This is a genomic window from Corynebacterium tuberculostearicum (assembly GCF_032821615.1).
Lineage (GTDB): Bacteria > Actinomycetota > Actinomycetes > Mycobacteriales > Mycobacteriaceae > Corynebacterium > Corynebacterium tuberculostearicum_H.
In genome coordinates this window covers 1-17,504 of the sequence record NZ_JAVBIF010000025.1, presented here as the reverse complement: position 1 = coordinate 17,504, position 17,504 = coordinate 1, and the positions used below count along the sequence as shown (strand labels likewise).

The following is a 17,504-nucleotide window of genomic DNA, read 5'->3' as shown; positions in this document are numbered from 1 at the left end:
AACCACGCAAAGCACTCAACTGGCGCACCCCAGCCGAAGTCATGACCAACGCCCTCACACAAACCGGTAGCATCAAACCAAACTAACCATCATCGTTGCAACGACCCCTAGAATCCGCCCAGCCGCTTGACAAAAGAAAAAGCCCCCGTGAGGGGGCTTAATCTGCGATTGACGTTACTCTTCGTTGCCTGGGAATTCGCGCGGGTCATTGAACATGCGGCCAAAGCCCTCCTGGCCCTCAAGGGCGTCAATGGCGGATACTTCCTCTGCCGTGAGCTCTAGCTCGGTGGCGGCCAAGTTTTCCTTCAGGCGCTCGGTGCGCGCGGACTTCGGAATGACGGATATGCCCTTGGACATGAGGTAGGACAGCACAACCTGCCCCTCGGTCGCCTCATGGTCAGCAGCAGCCTGCTCAATCACGGGGTTATTGAGCACAACGCCGCGCGCCAGCGGGGCCCATGCCTCGGTGACGATGTCATTATCGTGGTGGAAGGCGCGCAGGCTGGACTGGGTAAAGCCCGGATGGATCTCCACCTGGTTGAGCACCGGAGAAATGCCGGTGGTGGAAATTAGGTCCTTGAGCACGTCCTCGTAGAAATTAGCCACGCCGATGGACGCAATCTGACCCATGCCCTGCAGGCGGGCGATAGCCTCAAAGGTCTCGTTGTAGAGGCCACCCTGCGGCCACGGCCAGTGGATAAGATACAGGTCGAGGTAGTCCAGCTGCAGATCCTTAAGCGACTGCTGGAATGCCTCTTCCACCTTGTGCTCTCCCTGGTGGGAGTGCCATACCTTGGAGGTAATAAAGAGCTCATCGCGGGTGACGTCGCCGGCATCCATTGCCTGCTTCAGGGCGGTGCCTACCGCCTCTTCGTTCTTGTAGAGCGTGGCGGTATCGAAGTGGCGGTAACCCAAATCGATGGCCTCGCGGATGACGCGGATGCATTCCTCGTCATATAGCTTGTACGTACCCAAGCCCAGCTGGGGCATTTCGCGGTCATCATTGAAAGTTACGGTTGGCACAGTCATGCCCTCCATTGTGCCGCAGTTTTTCTGACCGCGCCGAAAACGACGAAACCCCAGGGCGAACCCTGGGGCTGAGCGCTTTTAGTCGGCGCGGATGAGGTCAATAATGAAGACCAAGGTGCGGCCGGACAGCGGGTGCGCACCACCGGCGGGGCCGTAGGCCTTTTCCGGCGGGATGATGAGCTTGCGGCGACCGCCCACCTTCATTCCCGGAATGCCCTCTTGCCAGCCGGCGATGAGACCGGTCAGCGGGAACTCGATGGACTGGCCACGGTCCCACGAGGAATCGAATTCTTGGTTGGTCTCGTATTCAGCGCCGACGTAGTGGACCTCCACTACGGCACCAGGCTGCGCCTCAGCACCGTCGCCGACGACGATGTCTTCTACGACAAGGTCGGTCGGCGCTGGGCCAGACTGGGCTTCAATAACAGGCTTATCCATGGGGATTATTCTCCTTGGGAAATCTAGTTTGTTCGTGCGGTCGCATAAAAAACCGAACCGAGCTGCACCTATTATAGGTGCTACCACCCGATTCGGCTTAATTAGGCAGACCGCAAAGCGCTTTAACGCTCGCTACGCGGGGTAACCTTACGCAGGGACTCGCCGGTGTAAATCTGGCGCGGACGGTTGATCTTGGTGTTGATCTCCAGCTGCTCGCGGTACTGCGCAATCCAGCCTGGCAGGCGGCCGATGGCGAAGAGGACGGTGAAGAAGTCCGTCGGGAAGCCCATGGCGCGGTAGATCAGGCCGGTGTAGAAGTCCACGTTCGGGTAGAGTTTGCGGGAGACGAAGTAATCGTCATTCAGCGCAATGTCTTCCAGCTTCATGGCCAGGTCCAGCATTGGGTCGCCGCCCAGGTGCTCGATGATCTCGTGGGCGGTCTCCTTGACGATGGCCGCGCGTGGGTCGTAGTTCTTGTACACGCGGTGGCCAAAGCCCATGAGGCGAACGCCCTTTTCCTTATTCTTCACGCGGTTCATGAAGTCGGTAGCGTCACCATCGTGGTTGTTCTGGATATCTTCCAGCATCTCCAGAACGGCCTGGTTTGCGCCGCCGTGCAGCGGACCGGACAGGGCGTTAATGCCGCCGGCGATGGAGACGAACATATTGGCCTGAGCGGAACCAATCATGCGCACGGTGGAGGTGGAGCAGTTCTGCTCGTGGTCAGCGTGCAGAATGAGCAGCTTATCCAGCGCCTTAGCTACAACCGGATCCACCTCGTACTCCTCGGTGGGGTAACCGAACATCATGCGCAGGAAGTTCTCGCGGGCGTTCAGGCTATTGTCCGGGTACATATAAGGCTTGCCCTGAGACGCGCGGTAAGCATACGCAGCCAGCATTGGAACCTTAGCCAGCAGGCGGACGGTGGCCTTATCCAGCTGCTCCGGGTCCAGCGGGTTGAGCTGGTCCTGGTAGTACGCGGAAAGAATGTTAAGGGAGGACGCCAGCACGGCCATTGGGTGCGCGTTGCGCGGGAAGATATTGAACGCGGCCTTGAAGTCCTCATCCAACAGGGTGTGGTGGCGGATTTCGCGGTTAAAGTGGCTGAGCTCTTCCTCGTTAGGCAGATGACCCTTGATCAGCAGATAGGAAACCTCGTTAAAGGAAGCGTTTTCCGCCAGGTCCGCGATATCGTAACCGCGGTGGCGCAGGATGCCCTCTTCACCGTTAATGAAGGTGATCTTGGACTCGGTGGAACCGGTGGAGGTATAACCAGGGTCGAAGGTAACGAGCCCGGTCTCGTTACGGAGCTTGGAAATGTCAAAGCCGGAGTCGCCCTCGGTGGACTGCTTGATGTCCATCTCGTACTCGCCGCCTGGGTACTGGAGCACTACCTTGTTGTCTTCAGAAGCCACGGAAGTTCCTTTCTCTATGTGAAGAGTCACTATTAAGCACTAACTTAAGGAAGTTAGCTTGATACCTCTTCACACCTTAGCAAACTTTGTGACGCCGCCAACAGGATTTGGCCGACTAAAATAACTGCCGTTCGACCGGAACTGTTCTACACTGACTTGCATGAGCACACCCGAACTTACGCTGCCTGCCGACCTCCTGCCTGCCGACGGCCGCTTTGGCTGCGGCCCCTCCAAGGTTCGCCCCGACCAGCTTGCGGCCATTGACCCCGCGGTCATGGGCACTTCTCACCGCCAGCCGGCGGTAAAGAACCTCGTAGGTTCGGTGCGAGAAGGCTTAAGCGCTCTCTTCTCCCTGCCAGAGGGCTACGAGATTGTCCTTTCCCTCGGCGGCGCCACCGCCTTCTGGGATGCTGCCGCCTTCGGGCTTATAGAGCGCCACTCCGCCCACCTCACCTTTGGCGAGTTTTCCACTAAATGTGCCAAGGCCGCCGCGGGTGCACCCTGGCTCGATGCCCCCTCCATCGTGGAGTCCCCAGTGGGCACCGCACCCGACCCGCGCGATCTTTCTGCAGAGGCGGACGTCGTCGCTTGGGCACACAATGAAACCTCCACCGGCGCGATGGCAGAAGTCACCCGCCCGCACCCCCGCAATGATCAGCAGCTGGTGGTCGTGGACGCCACCTCCGGCGCGGGTGGCCTGCCCGTGCACATCTCCGATACGGACGTCTACTACTTCTCGCCGCAAAAGTGCTTTGCTTCCGACGGCGGCCTGTGGCTCGCCGCCATGTCCCCCGCCGCGCTGGAGCGGATTGAGAAAATCAACGCCTCCGAACGCTATATCCCCAACTTCCTCAACCTGCAAACGGCAGTCGATAACTCGCGCAAGAACCAGACCTATAACACCCCGGCAATTGCCACCCTGCTCATGCTGAATAACCAGGTCCAGTGGATGAATGCCAATGGCGGGCTGGACGGCATGGTTGAGCGCACTACGGAATCCTCCACCATGCTGTATAACTGGGCCGAATCCCGCCCGGAGGCCACTCCCTTCGTCGCGGAGCCTGCGTCCCGCTCGCTTGTGGTGGGCACCATCGACTTTGCCGAGTCCGTCGATGCCGCAGCGCTCGCCGCCACCCTGCGCGCCAACGGCATCCTGGACGTGGAGCCGTACCGCAAGCTGGGCCGTAATCAACTGCGCATCGGCATGTTCCCGGCTATTGATCCGGCCGATATCGCCCAGCTGACCCAGTGCATCGACTACGTCTTGGATGCGAAATAACGCATCTCACCCAACATGCCCCGCCGCCTCGCAGGCCGCGGGGCATTTTCACGTTATAGTTGAATGCATCACAGATATGTCCGCCGTCGATAGGCAAAAGGAGCGCCCTATTATGCGCGAGCTGTTCCCAGTTGACAGCGAGTCGACCGAAACCTCTTTGGTGCTGCGCACCGAAGACGGCGAAGAGTTTTTCCTCTCCATCACCGATGAGCTGCGCGAGGCCCTGCAGGGCGAGCAGCAGGAAACCCCGGAAGAGGAACCGGCGGCTCCGGCCATCAGCCTTGCCAAGCCCGCCAAACCGGAGCCGGTGGAAGAGACAAAGATCCGCCCGGCGGAGATTCAAAACCGCATCCGCGCCGGTGCCTCTGCGGCGGAGCTGGCGGAAGAAATGGGCGTGACCGAATCTCGCATCGAGCCTTTCGCCTACCCGGTCATGCTGGAGCGCAATCGCATCGCGGAGATTTCCAAGCAGGCACACCCCGTCCGCGAGGACGGACCGGCCAAGCTCACCTTGTGGGAGGTTCTGGCCACCGCCTTTGCCGCCCGCGGCCACTCGCTCTCCGAGTCCACCTGGGATGCCTACCGCCACCAGGGCGAGGCCTGGATCGTGCGCGTGACGTGGAAGGCCGGCCTGTCCGAGAACGAGGCCGAGTGGTACTTCAAGCAGTCCATGTCCTCGCCCGCCACGGTGGAAGCGCGCAACTCGGTGGCCGCGGACCTAACGGACCCCGATTTCGTGCAGCCGGTGCGCTCGCTAACTTCGCTGGGCAGCGGCCGCTATGACGAAGCTATCGATGGCGACCAGCCCAGCAACGTCACCGACCTCACCGCGCCGACCACCCCTCCGGAAGAGCCGGAGGAAGAGGAGTTCCTGCAGAACCCCTCGCCAGAAGAAAAGCCCACCAAGCGCCGCCGCAAGGCCGTCACCCCGCATTGGGAGGACGTGCTGCTCGGCGTTCGCTCCAATACCAAGCGCCCTAGGGACTAATCGTGGACATCTCTCACGCTGTACTTACTCTCTGGTACATCTCTCAACCTAATGCGGAAGAGGTATTGAAGACCGAGCCCAAGGCGGATCGCGGTTTTGGGCGGAAATTCCTCGCCCAGCTGGACCCGACCTTCCCGGTCACGCCGATTGGCCAATTCCCGCTCAACCGCTCCGCACAGACGGATCCGAACGAGTACTACATCGGCGGCTACCCCGGCATCACCGTGGTGCAAACGGTCTGCGAGGGGGATTCTGTTCTCCTTTCCCAGCTGCCGGACACGCTCCTTAATGCGGTGCCGGCCCAGCGCGTCATTGCGCTGGCGAGCAATGAGAAAGAAGGCTACGCCGGCTTCGCCCTGTGGGAGGGCGGCGAGCTCAAGCGCTGCCTGTGCGCTACGCGCGAGCACCTCTACGAGGACACCGGTCTGCCCGAGCCTTTCGAGGCGCCCTACTGGGCAGGCGAAAAGTATGAGCCGCTCGGCGGTATCTCCCTGCCCTTCGAGCCGCAGGGTATCATGGAAGCGGCCCAGGAATACTGGCTCGGCATCGAGGTGGGTCACGATGGCCCAGACCTAGACGTTGTGGGCTACGCCGTCGATGGCCGCCCAGAGCCAAAGATCGACCCGCCGAAGCCCAAGCAAACCGTGGGTGAGCTAGCCGCGCAGTCCGCCAATAAGCTGGGGCTGAACGACTATGACGACTACGAGGACCACAGCGCCGAGCCGGAATCCACCGGCGAGGAAATCATCTCCACTGCGAAGCATTTGGGCTCGCTCATTGGCAATTGGAGCTCTCAGACGTTTAAGTCGCTCAAGGAGCGCTGGCGCTCATAAAAGGAAATGGCGGCGGCGGTCGCCACATTAAGAGAATCGGTACCAGGGGCCATCGGTATGCGTGCGCGTATATCGGTGGCCTTCATTGCGTGTTCGGTAAGGCCGGGGCCCTCCGCGCCGACGAGCATCGCCACCTTATCCAGGCCGTGCATGGCCTCGGCCAAGTGCACCGCCTGGGGGTTGGGGGTTAGGGAAATGAGGGTAAAGGAGGCGTCGGCAAGCGCCTGCAAGGAACGCTGCCACGTAGTAAACCCGCCCTCTAAATGGGCAAAGGGCAAGCGCAGCACGTGCCCCATGGACACGCGCACCGAGCGCCGGTAGAGCGGATCCGCCGCACCGGAGCCCAGCAGCACCGCATCCACGCCCATGCCAGCAGCATGGCGGAAGATGGCGCCAATATTTTCATGATCGCCCACGCCCTCGAGCACGGCGATGGTCTTTGCGGTCTCTAGAATCTCGCCCACCTCCGGCTCCGGGGCGCGGTCCGCGGCGGCGACCAGCCCGCGGTGCATATCGAAGCCGGCCACCTCCGCTAGGGTCTCGCGAGAGACCTCGTAGATGGGGCACTCGGGTTCGCCGTACTCGGAAAAATAGGCCTCCACCTTTTTGGGAAAGCCTACGAGGCAGCGCATGGGAAACCGGGACTCGGCCAGCCGGGAGACCACCAGCGGGCCCTCAGCAATGACGAGACCCTCGCCGGACTTATCGGATTTGTTGAGGTTCCGAATATCGTCTAGGCGAGGGTCTGCGGGGTCAGTAATCAGCATGCCCTTAGGCTAGCCGATGGCATTGGAAATCGGATCCATGCCAAAGAAAATCACGAAGAGGCCTGCCAAGAGCCACATGATCCAGTGCACGTCCTTGGCCTTGCCGGCGAAGGTGGACATGAGCGCGAAGGAGATGAAGCCCACGCCGATGCCGTTGGCAATGGAATAGGTAAACGGCATGGTCACAATGGTCAGGAAGGCGGGGATGGCGATCTCCATCTTGGTCCAGCGGATCTCGGTCAGCTGCGCGGCCATCATTACGCCGACGATGACGAGTACCGGGGAGGCGGCCTCGATGGGCACGATCTCATAGAGCGGGGTCAAGAACATCGCGGCGAGGAACAGCACGCCGGTCATGAGGTTGGCCAGGCCCGTACGGGCGCCATCGGCAATGCCGGCGGAGGAATCCGCAAAGACGGTATTGGAAGAAGCAGAGCCCAGGCCGCCGGCCACGGCGCCGAAGCCTTCGACGACGAGGGCCTTTTTCATATCGGGGAGGTTGCCGTCGGCGTCGACAAGCTTGCCTTGCTTGCCCAGGCCGGTCATGGTGCCCATCGCATCGAAGAAGTTGGTAAGCAGCAGGGTAAAAATCAGCAGCACCGTGGAGACCACGCCGATCTTGGTAAAGGCGCCCACCAGGTTCACATCGCCCACGATGGACAGATCCGGAATGCCGCCGAGCGCCTCCGGCTTCACGGGCGCGGCCATGCCCCAGTCCTCGGAGCCGGTAAACGCCTGGATAATAAACGCGATGATGGTGGTAAGCACGATGGCGATAAAGAGCCCGCCCGGCACGTTCCGGATGACCATGAAGGAACAGATAATGAGGCCGATGACAAAGACCAGCGCGGGCCAGGTAGAAATCGAACCATTGATGCCCAGCCCCACCGGCACGGTGGTGTGCGCGGCGTCCGGCACGCGGGTGACAAAGCCACCATCCACGAGGCCAATCATGGCGATGAACATGCCGATGCCCACGCCCATCGCCGCCTTCATGGACTGAGGGATGGCGTCAAAGACGGCGGTGCGGAAACCAGAGATGGCCAGCAGGACGATAATGATGCCCTCGATGACCACTAGGCCCATGGATTCCTGCCAGGTCAGCCCGCTAGTGGCGACCATGCTCACGCCCACGAAGGTATTCATGCCTAAGCCTGCGGCCATGGCGAAGGGATACTTGGCAATGGCGCCGAAGAGAATGGACATGACGCCGGCGACCAGCGCGGTGGCGGCGGCGACCTGTGGCACGCCCAGCGCGTAGCCTTCTGCGTCCTCGGTTGTACCGAGGATGAGCGGGTTCAAAAGGATGATATAGGCCATGGCGAAGAACGAGACCGTTCCCGCGCGTAGCTCGGTTCCAATGGAGGAACCACGTTCAGAGATATGGAAGTAGCGATCGAGAGTGGCTTTCAACGCCTGCGCCTTTCACGTACAGCGAGTCTTACGCCATAAGTGTGCTGCCTTAATCCTCGATTTCAAAATCCTGGAAGATGGGCTTTTCATCATCGAAGGCCACTTCCGGGGCCTTTTCTTCCCGCACGCGCGTCTGCGAATGTGCACCGCAGCCATAGCGCGAGTGCACCACCCGGCCATCCGCCGAGTACTCATTGGCGCAGACGCCATAGTTATCCAACAGCTGCACATAAAACGCACAGGTGCGGCATTGCAGGCGCGCCTTGGCCGCCATATCCGTATTGGGGCCGAACTCGGTGCGCCAGCGCTTCTTGGCGTCTTCCAGGCCGGATTTGGACAAAGTTTCCCCATCCAGGCGGGAATCATCCACGGCCGGTGGCATTAGGTCTCCGGGCCCGAGGTCGCCTGGCCGCACACGGTCCTCATAGGGCACCCATTCCGGCGGCTGCAGGGCCTCCCCTCCCGGCACCAGCGCCACCTCATTGACGGTGACGTAGCGCGATCCCTCCGCGCAGGCGAGCACCGCCTGCCATTCCCAGCCAGGGTAGCCAGGCATTTCTGCTTCAAATCGGTGGGTAGCAACGTTTCGGCCCATCCCGGCGACGCCGATATGCTTGCCGACGCCCCCTTCCCCCACCTCATCCAACGCCTCGCGCGCGATGCGCACGGCGCGGGAATCGATCAACGGATTTGCTTTTCGCTTACTCACGCCCCTCATTATTCATTATGGAGCGCACGCGGTGGTACATATGGTGCATGTCGTTTCTTTCCCGCGCCGCCTGCATTCTCCTCCCCTGCACGCTCGCCGCCTGTTCCTCTACACCAGCAGAACCCGAAGTAGAACACCTCTCCGTCGAGGTTCTCGGCACCGCTTCCCTGCCGCCCAACTCCTTTACGCAGGGCCTCGAAACGGATCCGGACGGCAACTTGCTTCTAGGCACCGGCCAATGGGGAGAATCCCGCCTGGAGCGCTTCTCCCCCGAAACCGGCGAGACCTTGGCTGAAACGCGCCTGGATAGCCGCTACTTTGGCGAGGGCATCACCCAAGCCGGCGATTCCATCTGGCAACTGACCTGGAAGTCCGGCCAAGCCCTAAAATACGACCACGACCTGCGCCAGGTAGATTCCGCCACCTACTCGGGCGAGGGCTGGGGCCTGTGCAATACCGGCGAGGATCTCCTCCTGTCCGATGGCTCCGCTACCCTGCGGCACATGGACCCCGAGACCTTCGCGGAGCGCTCTACTACCAACGTCACCCTAGAGGGAAAGCCCCTCGAAGACATCAATGAACTCGAGTGCGTAGACGATGCCGTCTACGCCAATGTCTGGATGGATGACAATATCTACCGCATCGATCCCTCCACCGGCCGCGTGACCGCCGTAATCTCCACCGATGCGATAGATAAGTCCCGCTATACCGACCCCGATGATGTCCTCAACGGCATCGCACACATCACAGACGATGAGTTCTGGCTTACCGGCAAGCGGTGGGAAGAACTCTTCCACGTTCGAGTAAGGTAAAGGCCCATGGCAACCCGTAAGGAAGCAAGGAAAAAGTCGCTGCTGCAGATCTTGGCCCTCATCGTGGTCGTGGCGGTCATCGTCGCCGCCGTAGTGATCTTCCAAAACTGGTGGAACCAGCGCCCGGGTCCCGATCCCCGCGATATCACGGTCGCCGCCTCCGTGGGCGATAATTCCATCGACGTCGCCCCGTACATTGCATGCGAGCCCGGCACCGAATGCTCGGAAGGCGAGGTCCCGAACCTCACCGTGGGGGATGATGACACCCTCAAGCTCGATATTCCCGAAGAAATCTCCGACCACGAGTGGAAGATTCTTTCCATCTACGATGACCCCGCCGCCAACGATGAAACCGCACACGGCGCGAACGAGACCACCGAGGTATCGATCCCCGGCTCGGTAGACCCCATCAAGGCCTCTACCGGCAAGCGCCCCCGCCTCAAGGTGGTGGAGATTTCCTCCATGATGATTGGCACCGATGACAACGGTGACGAAACCCCCTTGGCCACCGTGTGGTCACTGACCACGATGACCGATAAAGAACGAGAAGCCTCCGCGGAGGAATCCACGAAGGCTTCTGATTAGCTATCCAAATCCTTCGCGATTGCGCGGAGGATTTCTGCTACCTGGCGCCCAGTCTTGCGCTCCGGGTAGCGGCCGGAATTAAGCACCGGCTGAATCTGCGACTCCAGCAAGGTCATCACGTCAGAGACCATGCTGCCGAGCTCTTCCGGCTTGCGGGCCGGCGTACGGCGACGCGGCTTATCCAATACCTTGACCCGCAGCGCCTGCGGACCGCGGCGCCCGGCCGCGAAATCGAAGTCGATGCGCTGGCCGGGGAACAGTTCCTCTACTCCCTTGGGCAGCACGTTGCGGCCAACATAGACGTCTTCATCGCCCGGGTTGCTGACGAAACCGAAACCTTTCTCGGCGTCATACCACTTCACTTTGCCAATAGGCATAGGTACCCACCTCTTCTCTAGGGGAAAATCTTTATTTTAGCCGCCTGGTCAAAACAACAGAAGTCGCGCACTCTGCCGCGACACACCCGCGTTACATGACACAGATCACATATTGCCGCCCACCTGCGAAAATGCCCCCTCACCCACCACATTTGTCCCATTTCTTTCCCGTTTAGTGCCCATAACGTGACACTTTCGTTATAAACCGCTACGCTGTCCCCCAGACACTTAAGAGCCGTTAAGAAAGTTGCCCTCGCCCGCCCTTTCTTTTTGGTACATATTCTTTGCACTTAATGCGGGCACACAGAGAGGACTAACTACATGGGACGCCACTCCGCTAAGAACCGTATGGCCGCTAAGTTCACCGCCGGCACCGTCGCCTTCGGCGCCGCCGCTGCCATCATGGCACCGACCGCATCCGCTGCCCCAGATTCCGACTGGGACCGTCTGGCACAGTGCGAGGCCGGCGGCAACTGGCACATCAACACCGGCAACGGCTACCAGGGCGGACTGCAGTTCAACCCGCAGACCTGGCAGGCCAATGGCGGCGGCCAGTTCGCTGCTACCGCTGACCAGGCTACCCGCGAGCAGCAGATTGTCGTCGCTGAGCGCGTGCTTGCTTCCCAGGGCTGGGGCGCATGGCCGGCTTGCTCCGCTTCCCTCGGCCTGAATTCCGCTCCAACCCAGCGCACCGCTCCGTCCGCTGCCCCTAAGGCTCCGGCCCAGGCACCGGCTCCGGTCAAGCAGGCTGCCGCTCAGAAGTCCGACGAGCTGGCTGTTGATGCTCTGTACAACACCATCAAGAACGCCGCTGCCTCCTACGGCCTGGCACTGCCTACGCAGTTCACCGAGCTGTACAAGGCTAACCGCCACGACTTCAACAACTTCTACTCTGCCAACCGCAACGTCATCGACCCGATTGCGCAGATGATTGAGAACATCACCCGCTAATACATAGCGATAAAGGGCCCTTTGCTACTGCAAAGGGCCCTTTTTGTATGAAAGAAAAATCCCCGCGCCAAGGCGGGGACATACTCTAGCGATTGATGCGAGTATAAGGGTGAACGTAGTTCAGCTTCTCTGCCGGCATCGGCAAGATCAGATCATCGCCGTAGGGGCTGGACGCACCAGCAAAAGGCGCAGAGATTTCGGTGATTGCGTGCTCGCGATTTTCGTTCTTCGGCCAAGCCGGGGAAACGTGACCCTTCTTCTCATTCGACATAGCCCTTATTATTTCAAACCTTGCGCAAAAACGTAACTCAAACGATAACTAAACTGGGGTGACATCATGACTCAGTCTTCCCACCTCCCGCATTTCCGCACGTGGCTTGCCTCCCTTGAGGAAGAAGAGCTCGCCACCATCCTCCGCAACCGGCCAGATGTGCTCAATCCGCTACCCCCGAGCATCACCGCGCTTGCCACTCGGTTACTGCTGCGCACCTCGATCGCGCGAACCCTCATGGACTGCTCCGCGGAGTTGCTCGCGGAAATCGAGGACATCGCGCGCCGTGGTGGAGAGCTCGAGGAGGTAGAAGACCTGCGTCCAGAGATCACCCGCCGGCTCAAGGAGCGCGGACTAGCGTACGGCAACGTCCTAATCCCGCCCGAGGTCATGCCAGCCCTTCCCACGGGCTGGTCCCTCCTCGACCAGGTTCAGGTCAGCCCGGAGGACATCGCCGAGCTGCCGGACGAAGAACGGAAGGTTCTCGAGACCTTGTCCCGCTCCAATGGCCTCGGGACCACGCGGGACGCGGCCATCGATGCGGATCCGACCCGGCCGATTCCGCGGCTCATCGCCAAGCAGCTGCTCCAGCGCGTGGATGCCACCACCGTCCGCCTGCCGCGCGCCGTGCACCTTGCGCTGAACGGCAAGCCCACCGCCCCAATCCCAGTAGAGGGAATCACCGAATCCCCCGCCCCGGATTCCAAGGCCGATGATGCCGGCACCGCGGCCGGCCTTTCCGCCGTGCGCGGCATGCAGCGCGTCATTGACGCCCTAGGCGCGCGGCCGATAGAACTGCTCAAGGACAAGACCGTCGGCGTTCGCCAGCTCACCAACCTGAGCAAAACCCTCGACATCGGCGAAGCGGAGCTACGCCGGCTCATCGAACTCGGCATGAGTGCCCGCCTACTAAGCCGCGGCGAGCCGAAAAACATGGAGGGCAATTTCCTCGCCCCAACGGAGCTCGCCCAAACCTGGCTCGACGCAAACCTCGCCGAAAAATGGCAATTTCTGCTCGAGGCTTGGACTGCCTCCCCATGGACAAAGGAAGGCCGCACGCTAGCGCACACCAATGACCGACTACCTAGCTTCAGGGACAAAGTCCTGCAGGTCTACCTGCGTGGGGCGAAACCCACCTTCGAAGAATCCATACGCTTCCACTTCCCGCTCTTTGCCACCCACACTTCGGACGAAACCATCGCCGAACTCCGGGCGGAAGCCGAGTGGATCGGCGCCATTGCCCTTGAGCGCCCCACCAGCGTGCTTATCGACGCCCCCGACGCCGCCGCCCGCCTGACCCCCGACACGGTCGACTACTTCCTCATCCAAGCGGATATGACCGTATTGGTTCCTGGCCCGCTCGATCCGGATACCCACCAGCGGCTCGAATCAGTCGCCGACCTCGAGTCCCCCGGCCTGGCCAGCGTTTACCGCATTTCGGATGCTTCCCTGCGCCGCGGTCTGGATCGCGGCATGGCTGGGGAAGAAATCCAGGCCTTCTTCGCCGCCCACGGGGATGTGCCGCAGACGCTGGAGTTTCATATCGGGGACGTCGCCAAGCGCCATGGCACCCTGCGCTCCGGCCCGGCACTGTCCTACCTGCGCAGCGAGGACCCGGCTCTCCTCCAGATTGCGCTCAAGGCCGCGCCTTTGCGCCTGCTCGCGCCCACCGTCGCGGTGTCCCAATTGCCGGTGCACGACCTGCTGGAACGACTACGCGACCACGGACTCTCTCCCGCTGCTGAGGACGAAAGCGGCGCCAGCCTGAACGTCGCGCCCGAACCGGCTACACTGCCGACGCCCACCGCCCGCCGGGCCACCGCTTCCCCGGACATCGCGAAGGCGATGCGCACCCTGCGCGACGACGCGGCGCCTTCCACGCCCAGCCTCGATATAGTCCACGCCGCCGCGCGCACTGCCCGGCCGATCACCATCGGCTATGCGGACAAGAACGGCAACGAAAAGAAACGCACCGTCACCCCGCTGACCGTGGCGGGCGGGCAAATCGACGCTCGCGCGGCCGATGGCTCTACCATCCGGTTTCCCTTGCACCGGATCACCTCCGTTACGCTGGAGCCATGAATGGACCATTGATTGTGCAGTCGGATAAGACCGTCCTGCTCGAGGTGGATCACGCCCAAGCCGCCGAGGCCCGCGCCGCACTCGCTCCCTTTGCGGAGCTGGAGCGCGCCCCCGAGCACGTGCACACCTACCGCATCACCCCGCTCGCGTTGTGGAATGCCCGCGCGGCCGGGCACGACGCCGAGCAGGTCGTCGACGTCCTGGAAAACTACTCCCGCTTTCCCGTCCCCCAAGCCCTGCTTGTCGACGTCGCCGAAACCATGTCCCGCTACGGCCGCGTCCGCCTGCACGCCCACCCGGCCCACGGCCTCATCCTCGAGTCCGAAGAGCCACCTATCCTGGAAGAACTCTCCCGCGGCGCTACCGGAAAACTCCTCGGCGCGCGCATCGACGAGCACTCCATCGCCGTCCCGCCCTCCGAGCGCGGCCGCCTTAAACAATCCCTCCTCAAGGCAGGCTGGCCGGCAGAGGATCTCGCCGGCTACGTCGATGGCGAGTCCCATCCGATCGCCCTCAATCACGACGGCTGGCAGCTGCGTGACTACCAGCAGCACGCCACCGAGGCCTTCTGGTCCGGCGGCTCCGGTGTCGTCGTACTCCCATGCGGCGCTGGCAAAACCATCGTCGGCGCGGCTGCGATGGCCAAGGCGGAATCCACCACGCTCATCCTGGTTACCAATACCGTCGCCGGCCGCCAATGGCGCGACGAGCTCTTGCGCCGCACCACCCTAACCGAAAACGAAATCGGCGAATACTCCGGCGAAAAGAAGGAAATCAAACCCATCACCATCGCCACCTACCAGGTGGTCACCCGCAAGACCAAGGGCGAATACCGCGCCCTCGAGCTCTTCGATTCCCGCGACTGGGGCCTCATCATCTACGACGAGGTCCATCTCCTTCCCGCCCCGGTGTTCCGCATGACGTCGGACCTTCAATCGCGGCGTCGGCTAGGGCTTACCGCCACCCTCGTGCGCGAGGATGGCCGCGAGGGCGACGTCTTCTCCCTCATCGGACCCAAGCGCTACGACGCCCCATGGAAAGAGCTCGAGATGGCCGGCTATATCGCCACCGCCGAATGCATCGAGGTTCGTGTGGATATGGACGCCGAGGAACGTATGCTGTACGCCACCGCCCAACCTCGCGACCGCTACCGCATCGCCGCCCAAGCCGCCGCCAAACTCCGTGCGGTAGATAAGATCCTGGCCCGACGCCCACAGCAGGCGCTCATCATCGGCGGTTATGTCGACCAGCTCAAGGAGCTCGGCGCGCATCTCGACGCCCCCGTTATCGACGGCTCCACCTCCACCGCCAAGCGCGAACGCCTCTTCCAACAATTCCGCGAGGGCACACTTCCTGTTCTCGTAGTATCCAAGGTGGCCAATTTCTCCATCGACCTTCCCGAGGCAGCTCTAGCCATCCAGGTCTCCGGCACTTTCGGCTCCCGCCAAGAAGAGGCCCAACGCCTCGGCCGACTGCTGCGCCCCAAGGAAGAGGAAGCCCTCTTCTATTCGCTAGTCACCCGCGATAGCCTCGACGCAGACTACGCCGTGCATCGCCAACGCTTCCTCGCCGAGCAGGGATATGCCTACCGGCTTATCGACGCACTAGACTTGGAACAATGAAAATCTTCAAGTTCGACGTAGACGAGTCCTTTGCCAAGGCCAATAACGAGCTCTTGCGCGATTCCAACCGCCTTCGCATCTCCGGCCTCGTGCTGGGCATCCTGCTCATCATCGGCGGCGCGGCCATCTGGTGGGGATTTTCCTGGGGCATTACCATCGGCCTCGGCATGATCCTTTTCGGAATCATGGTGGCTATCGTCGGCTTCGCCGCCGCACGTAAAGTTGGCACCGCCCAACAGCTCTATGACTCCTATCCCCTTGCTCCGGCTGTCATCGCTGAGGTCAACGAACGCGACATGGTCCTGCTCGCCCTAGTCAATACCAATGTGGATCCTTCCCTGCCTCCCCGCTGGGCCGCTTGCCTGCGCACCGTGACCGCTATTCCCGGCACTCAGCGCACCGTAGGCACCAAGGTTCCCGTCGCCGCTGTGTCCGGCCGCGCAGACAACAACCACTGGCAGCAAATCACCCCTATGCCCATCGCATGGGGCACCCCTGACGCCGAAACCGTCACCATCGCCCGAAAGTCCATCCCCCAAGATCAGTGGCAGCGTCTCGAGCGCGCCCGCAAGCGCCTTTCGGACGTGAAGGCTACAAAGTTCGACCTTCTAGTTCTCTAGGGCTCCACAAACCTTTCTGGGTACAGCATTACTTCTAGGAGCGGGTCCGGCCACTTGTTGAGAACTATCTGGGCGACCTCTTCCTCCCTTTCGGGGAAATGATCCCTCGCTAGTTCCACCCAGAATTGCCCGCAGGACCGCGCCTGCCAATCTGGTTCAGATTCGGTACCACGCTTCGCGTACTCCCACGCAGCGTCATACTCACCGATTTCTACTAAGGCTGTAGCTGCCTCTTCGAAATAAACCGCGTAGCTACCCTCAGCCAAGTGTGTACGAATGATCGCTTCAACGTCGTGATCTAAAACCGCAAAGCGCTTCTCCATGTACTTGCGGCGGATAACATCTGCGTTTTCCGCCCAAGCTCGCACCCGAGCCAGGCCGTCTTCTCCGAGGACCGTTGAATAAGCAACAGGGTCGAGATCGAAGTAATCAACCTCGTTGCTCTCATGGAAATCAATGAACCACTCGGCCAGCTCCATTGGCGCAGGCTTGGCGCGCTGTGCGCTCTTAGCGTGGAGCTCGATAAGCTCTTCAACAACCTCACTTAACATACCAAGTGAGTCATCCGCATTGGCTATCACATCTACGGCAATCTCCAGCGCTTCTTGCACAACCGAGAATACTTGGGCTGGATCCTCCGAAGGGTCCTCCACGGCAAAATCGAGCACGCCAATTCCATCTTGCATTTTCAGTGCACGTCTAGCTGCCCGATCCTCATCAAGAAAGGATCGGGTCCTACTCTGAAAAAATGGCAAGGCGATGGCAGCCAGTGAGCTCATCAGTTCGGCCTCCTCGGTAGGCTGTCAGCCCATTTTAACGGCGTCCCCTACCCTTTGGAGGTCTTCCTTTCTGTTCGTTGTTGTTGGTGTGTGAGGTAGTGGGCCCAGGTGTGGTTCCAGTGTGTTTGGTGTGTGGCTAGTGGTCCGGTGGGGTGGTCTAGTTGGTAGGTACCGTCGTGGTGGAGCCAGGCGATGGTGCCGGTAATCGGGTCGAGGATGTAATGGATTCTGCGGTCGGTTTTGATGTTGTGGTGGTGTTGGCAGAGGTTGACTAGATTGTCTGGGCTGGTTGGCCCGCCGTGGTGGTATTCGATGCGGTGGTCGAGTTGGCACCTGGTGGCGGGGACGGTGCAGCCGGGCCAGCGGCAGGTAGCGTCTCTGCCTTGGGTGTAGGCGCGGATGTCGGTGCTGGGGTGGGGTTGCCCGCAAATCGTGGACACGTAGTGGGGCTACCTAGTGCTTAGGCAGCTATTTCTTTTCTACTGGTGGTTAGACCAATGTGGTTTTCGAAGTCGACGGGGCTGACCATCCCTA

The 17,504-nt window shown here is 61.1% G+C and carries 19 protein-coding genes; 9 read left to right on the top strand and 10 right to left on the bottom strand.

Annotated elements, in window-relative coordinates; all coding sequences use genetic code 11:
- Positions 1-174 precede the first annotated feature (174 nt).
- From RAE09_RS11205 to RAE09_RS11195, 3 genes are all read right to left on the bottom strand, one after another.
- Positions 175-1,038 (bottom strand): aldo/keto reductase, encoded by an 864-nt coding sequence (locus RAE09_RS11205; protein ID WP_005323853.1) that lies wholly within the window; start codon positions 1,036-1,038, stop codon positions 175-177.
- A gap of 69 nt (positions 1,039-1,107) precedes the next feature.
- On the bottom strand, positions 1,108-1,467 hold the full coding sequence (locus tag RAE09_RS11200) for an FKBP-type peptidyl-prolyl cis-trans isomerase (RefSeq protein ID WP_005323855.1): 360 nt from the start codon (positions 1,465-1,467) through the stop codon (positions 1,108-1,110).
- 122 nt (positions 1,468-1,589) lie between these two features.
- Positions 1,590-2,882 carry a citrate synthase gene (locus tag RAE09_RS11195; RefSeq protein WP_204609838.1) on the bottom strand — a complete coding sequence of 431 codons (1,293 nt, stop codon included), beginning with the start codon at positions 2,880-2,882 and terminating at the stop codon, positions 1,590-1,592.
- Between the two features lie 160 nt (positions 2,883-3,042).
- Between RAE09_RS11195 and serC the strand changes: the two genes are divergently transcribed.
- The 3 genes from serC (at position 3,043) to RAE09_RS11180 (ending at position 5,982) form a co-directional block, all read left to right on the top strand.
- The gene (serC, locus tag RAE09_RS11190) at positions 3,043-4,161 is read left to right on the top strand and encodes a phosphoserine transaminase (protein WP_316981712.1); all 1,119 of its coding nucleotides are present in this window, start codon (positions 3,043-3,045) and stop codon (positions 4,159-4,161) included.
- Positions 4,162-4,273: 112 nt separating this feature from the next.
- Complete coding sequence (sepH, locus tag RAE09_RS11185) at positions 4,274-5,149, top strand: septation protein SepH (protein WP_316981711.1); 876 nt, start codon at positions 4,274-4,276, stop codon at positions 5,147-5,149.
- Positions 5,150-5,151: 2 nt separating this feature from the next.
- A complete protein-coding gene (locus RAE09_RS11180; protein ID WP_316981710.1) occupies positions 5,152-5,982 on the top strand; it encodes a DUF6928 family protein in 831 nt (276 codons plus the stop codon).
- On the opposite strand, the gene RAE09_RS11175 is transcribed toward RAE09_RS11180, so the two are convergent.
- From RAE09_RS11175 to RAE09_RS11165, 3 genes are read right to left on the bottom strand one after another with little or no spacing between them, the layout of a single operon-like run.
- A complete protein-coding gene (locus tag RAE09_RS11175) occupies positions 5,943-6,749 on the bottom strand; it encodes a TrmH family RNA methyltransferase (protein WP_316981709.1) in 807 nt (268 codons plus the stop codon). The two genes, RAE09_RS11180 and RAE09_RS11175, sit on opposite strands and share 40 nt — an antisense overlap.
- Positions 6,750-6,758: 9 nt before the next feature.
- Positions 6,759-8,162 (bottom strand): NCS2 family permease, encoded by a 1,404-nt coding sequence (locus RAE09_RS11170; RefSeq protein WP_005328366.1) that lies wholly within the window; start codon positions 8,160-8,162, stop codon positions 6,759-6,761.
- Positions 8,163-8,211: 49 nt separating this feature from the next.
- Complete coding sequence (locus RAE09_RS11165; RefSeq protein WP_150851076.1) at positions 8,212-8,880, bottom strand: DUF3027 domain-containing protein; 669 nt, start codon at positions 8,878-8,880, stop codon at positions 8,212-8,214.
- A 38-nt stretch (positions 8,881-8,918) separates the two neighbouring features.
- Between RAE09_RS11165 and RAE09_RS11160 the strand changes: the two genes are divergently transcribed.
- Both RAE09_RS11160 and RAE09_RS11155 read left to right on the top strand, forming a co-directional pair.
- The gene (locus RAE09_RS11160; protein WP_316981708.1) at positions 8,919-9,683 is read left to right on the top strand and encodes a glutaminyl-peptide cyclotransferase; all 765 of its coding nucleotides are present in this window, start codon (positions 8,919-8,921) and stop codon (positions 9,681-9,683) included.
- A 6-nt stretch (positions 9,684-9,689) separates the two neighbouring features.
- Positions 9,690-10,268: a DUF2771 domain-containing protein gene (locus RAE09_RS11155; protein ID WP_316981707.1), complete on the top strand. Its 579-nt coding sequence runs from the start codon at positions 9,690-9,692 to the stop codon at positions 10,266-10,268.
- Here RAE09_RS11155 and RAE09_RS11150 read toward each other — a convergent pair.
- Complete coding sequence (locus tag RAE09_RS11150) at positions 10,265-10,645, bottom strand: cold-shock protein (protein WP_005323875.1); 381 nt, start codon at positions 10,643-10,645, stop codon at positions 10,265-10,267. The two genes, RAE09_RS11155 and RAE09_RS11150, sit on opposite strands and share 4 nt — an antisense overlap.
- Positions 10,646-10,966: 321 nt before the next feature.
- Between RAE09_RS11150 and RAE09_RS11145 the strand changes: the two genes are divergently transcribed.
- The gene (locus tag RAE09_RS11145) at positions 10,967-11,596 is read left to right on the top strand and encodes a resuscitation-promoting factor Rpf1 domain-containing protein (RefSeq protein WP_316981706.1); all 630 of its coding nucleotides are present in this window, start codon (positions 10,967-10,969) and stop codon (positions 11,594-11,596) included.
- An 85-nt stretch (positions 11,597-11,681) separates the two neighbouring features.
- Here the strand turns inward: RAE09_RS11145 and RAE09_RS11140 are convergent, their stop codons facing one another.
- Positions 11,682-11,867, bottom strand: a complete 186-nt coding sequence (locus RAE09_RS11140; RefSeq protein WP_023022020.1) for a hypothetical protein — start codon at positions 11,865-11,867, stop codon at positions 11,682-11,684.
- Positions 11,868-11,933: 66 nt separating this feature from the next.
- Here RAE09_RS11140 and RAE09_RS11135 point away from each other — a divergent pair, with 66 nt between their 5' ends.
- Genes RAE09_RS11135 through RAE09_RS11125 form a run of 3 tightly spaced genes read left to right on the top strand, consistent with a single transcriptional unit; the run spans position 11,934 to position 16,191 of the window.
- Entirely contained in the window at positions 11,934-13,949 is a 2,016-nt protein-coding gene (locus RAE09_RS11135; protein WP_316981705.1) for a helicase-associated domain-containing protein, read from the top strand.
- Positions 13,946-15,571 carry a DNA repair helicase XPB gene (locus tag RAE09_RS11130; RefSeq protein ID WP_316981704.1) on the top strand — a complete coding sequence of 542 codons (1,626 nt, stop codon included), beginning with the start codon at positions 13,946-13,948 and terminating at the stop codon, positions 15,569-15,571. Before RAE09_RS11135 ends, RAE09_RS11130 begins: the two co-directional genes overlap by 4 nt.
- Positions 15,568-16,191 carry a DUF3239 domain-containing protein gene (locus RAE09_RS11125; RefSeq protein WP_316981703.1) on the top strand — a complete coding sequence of 208 codons (624 nt, stop codon included), beginning with the start codon at positions 15,568-15,570 and terminating at the stop codon, positions 16,189-16,191. The genes RAE09_RS11130 and RAE09_RS11125 overlap by 4 nt, the downstream gene beginning before the upstream one ends.
- Here the strand turns inward: RAE09_RS11125 and RAE09_RS11120 are convergent.
- Together RAE09_RS11120 and RAE09_RS11115 are read right to left on the bottom strand one after the other, a co-directional pair.
- Complete coding sequence (locus RAE09_RS11120; RefSeq protein ID WP_316981702.1) at positions 16,188-16,970, bottom strand: DUF6880 family protein; 783 nt, start codon at positions 16,968-16,970, stop codon at positions 16,188-16,190. The two genes, RAE09_RS11125 and RAE09_RS11120, sit on opposite strands and share 4 nt — an antisense overlap.
- A gap of 47 nt (positions 16,971-17,017) precedes the next feature.
- Positions 17,018-17,410, bottom strand: coding sequence for an HNH endonuclease signature motif containing protein (locus RAE09_RS11115; protein WP_394372009.1), 393 nt, complete (start codon positions 17,408-17,410; stop codon positions 17,018-17,020).
- Between the last annotated feature and the right edge of the window lie 94 nt (positions 17,411-17,504).

Coding starts and splice junctions, on each gene's coding strand:
- RAE09_RS11205 (WP_005323853.1), bottom strand. CDS start 1,038: ATGGAGGGCATGACTGTGCCAACCGTAACTTTCAATGATGACCGCGAA.
- RAE09_RS11200 (WP_005323855.1), bottom strand. CDS start 1,467: ATGGATAAGCCTGTTATTGAAGCCCAGTCTGGCCCAGCGCCGACCGAC.
- serC (WP_316981712.1), top strand. CDS start 3,043: ATGAGCACACCCGAACTTACGCTGCCTGCCGACCTCCTGCCTGCCGAC.
- sepH (WP_316981711.1), top strand. CDS start 4,274: ATGCGCGAGCTGTTCCCAGTTGACAGCGAGTCGACCGAAACCTCTTTG.
- RAE09_RS11175 (WP_316981709.1), bottom strand. CDS start 6,749: ATGCTGATTACTGACCCCGCAGACCCTCGCCTAGACGATATTCGGAAC.
- RAE09_RS11165 (WP_150851076.1), bottom strand. CDS start 8,880: ATGAGGGGCGTGAGTAAGCGAAAAGCAAATCCGTTGATCGATTCCCGC.
- RAE09_RS11160 (WP_316981708.1), top strand. CDS start 8,919: ATGTCGTTTCTTTCCCGCGCCGCCTGCATTCTCCTCCCCTGCACGCTC.
- RAE09_RS11155 (WP_316981707.1), top strand. CDS start 9,690: ATGGCAACCCGTAAGGAAGCAAGGAAAAAGTCGCTGCTGCAGATCTTG.
- RAE09_RS11150 (WP_005323875.1), bottom strand. CDS start 10,645: ATGCCTATTGGCAAAGTGAAGTGGTATGACGCCGAGAAAGGTTTCGGT.
- RAE09_RS11145 (WP_316981706.1), top strand. CDS start 10,967: ATGGGACGCCACTCCGCTAAGAACCGTATGGCCGCTAAGTTCACCGCC.
- RAE09_RS11140 (WP_023022020.1), bottom strand. CDS start 11,867: ATGTCGAATGAGAAGAAGGGTCACGTTTCCCCGGCTTGGCCGAAGAAC.
- RAE09_RS11135 (WP_316981705.1), top strand. CDS start 11,934: ATGACTCAGTCTTCCCACCTCCCGCATTTCCGCACGTGGCTTGCCTCC.
- RAE09_RS11130 (WP_316981704.1), top strand. CDS start 13,946: ATGAATGGACCATTGATTGTGCAGTCGGATAAGACCGTCCTGCTCGAG.
- RAE09_RS11125 (WP_316981703.1), top strand. CDS start 15,568: ATGAAAATCTTCAAGTTCGACGTAGACGAGTCCTTTGCCAAGGCCAAT.
- RAE09_RS11120 (WP_316981702.1), bottom strand. CDS start 16,970: ATGAGCTCACTGGCTGCCATCGCCTTGCCATTTTTTCAGAGTAGGACC.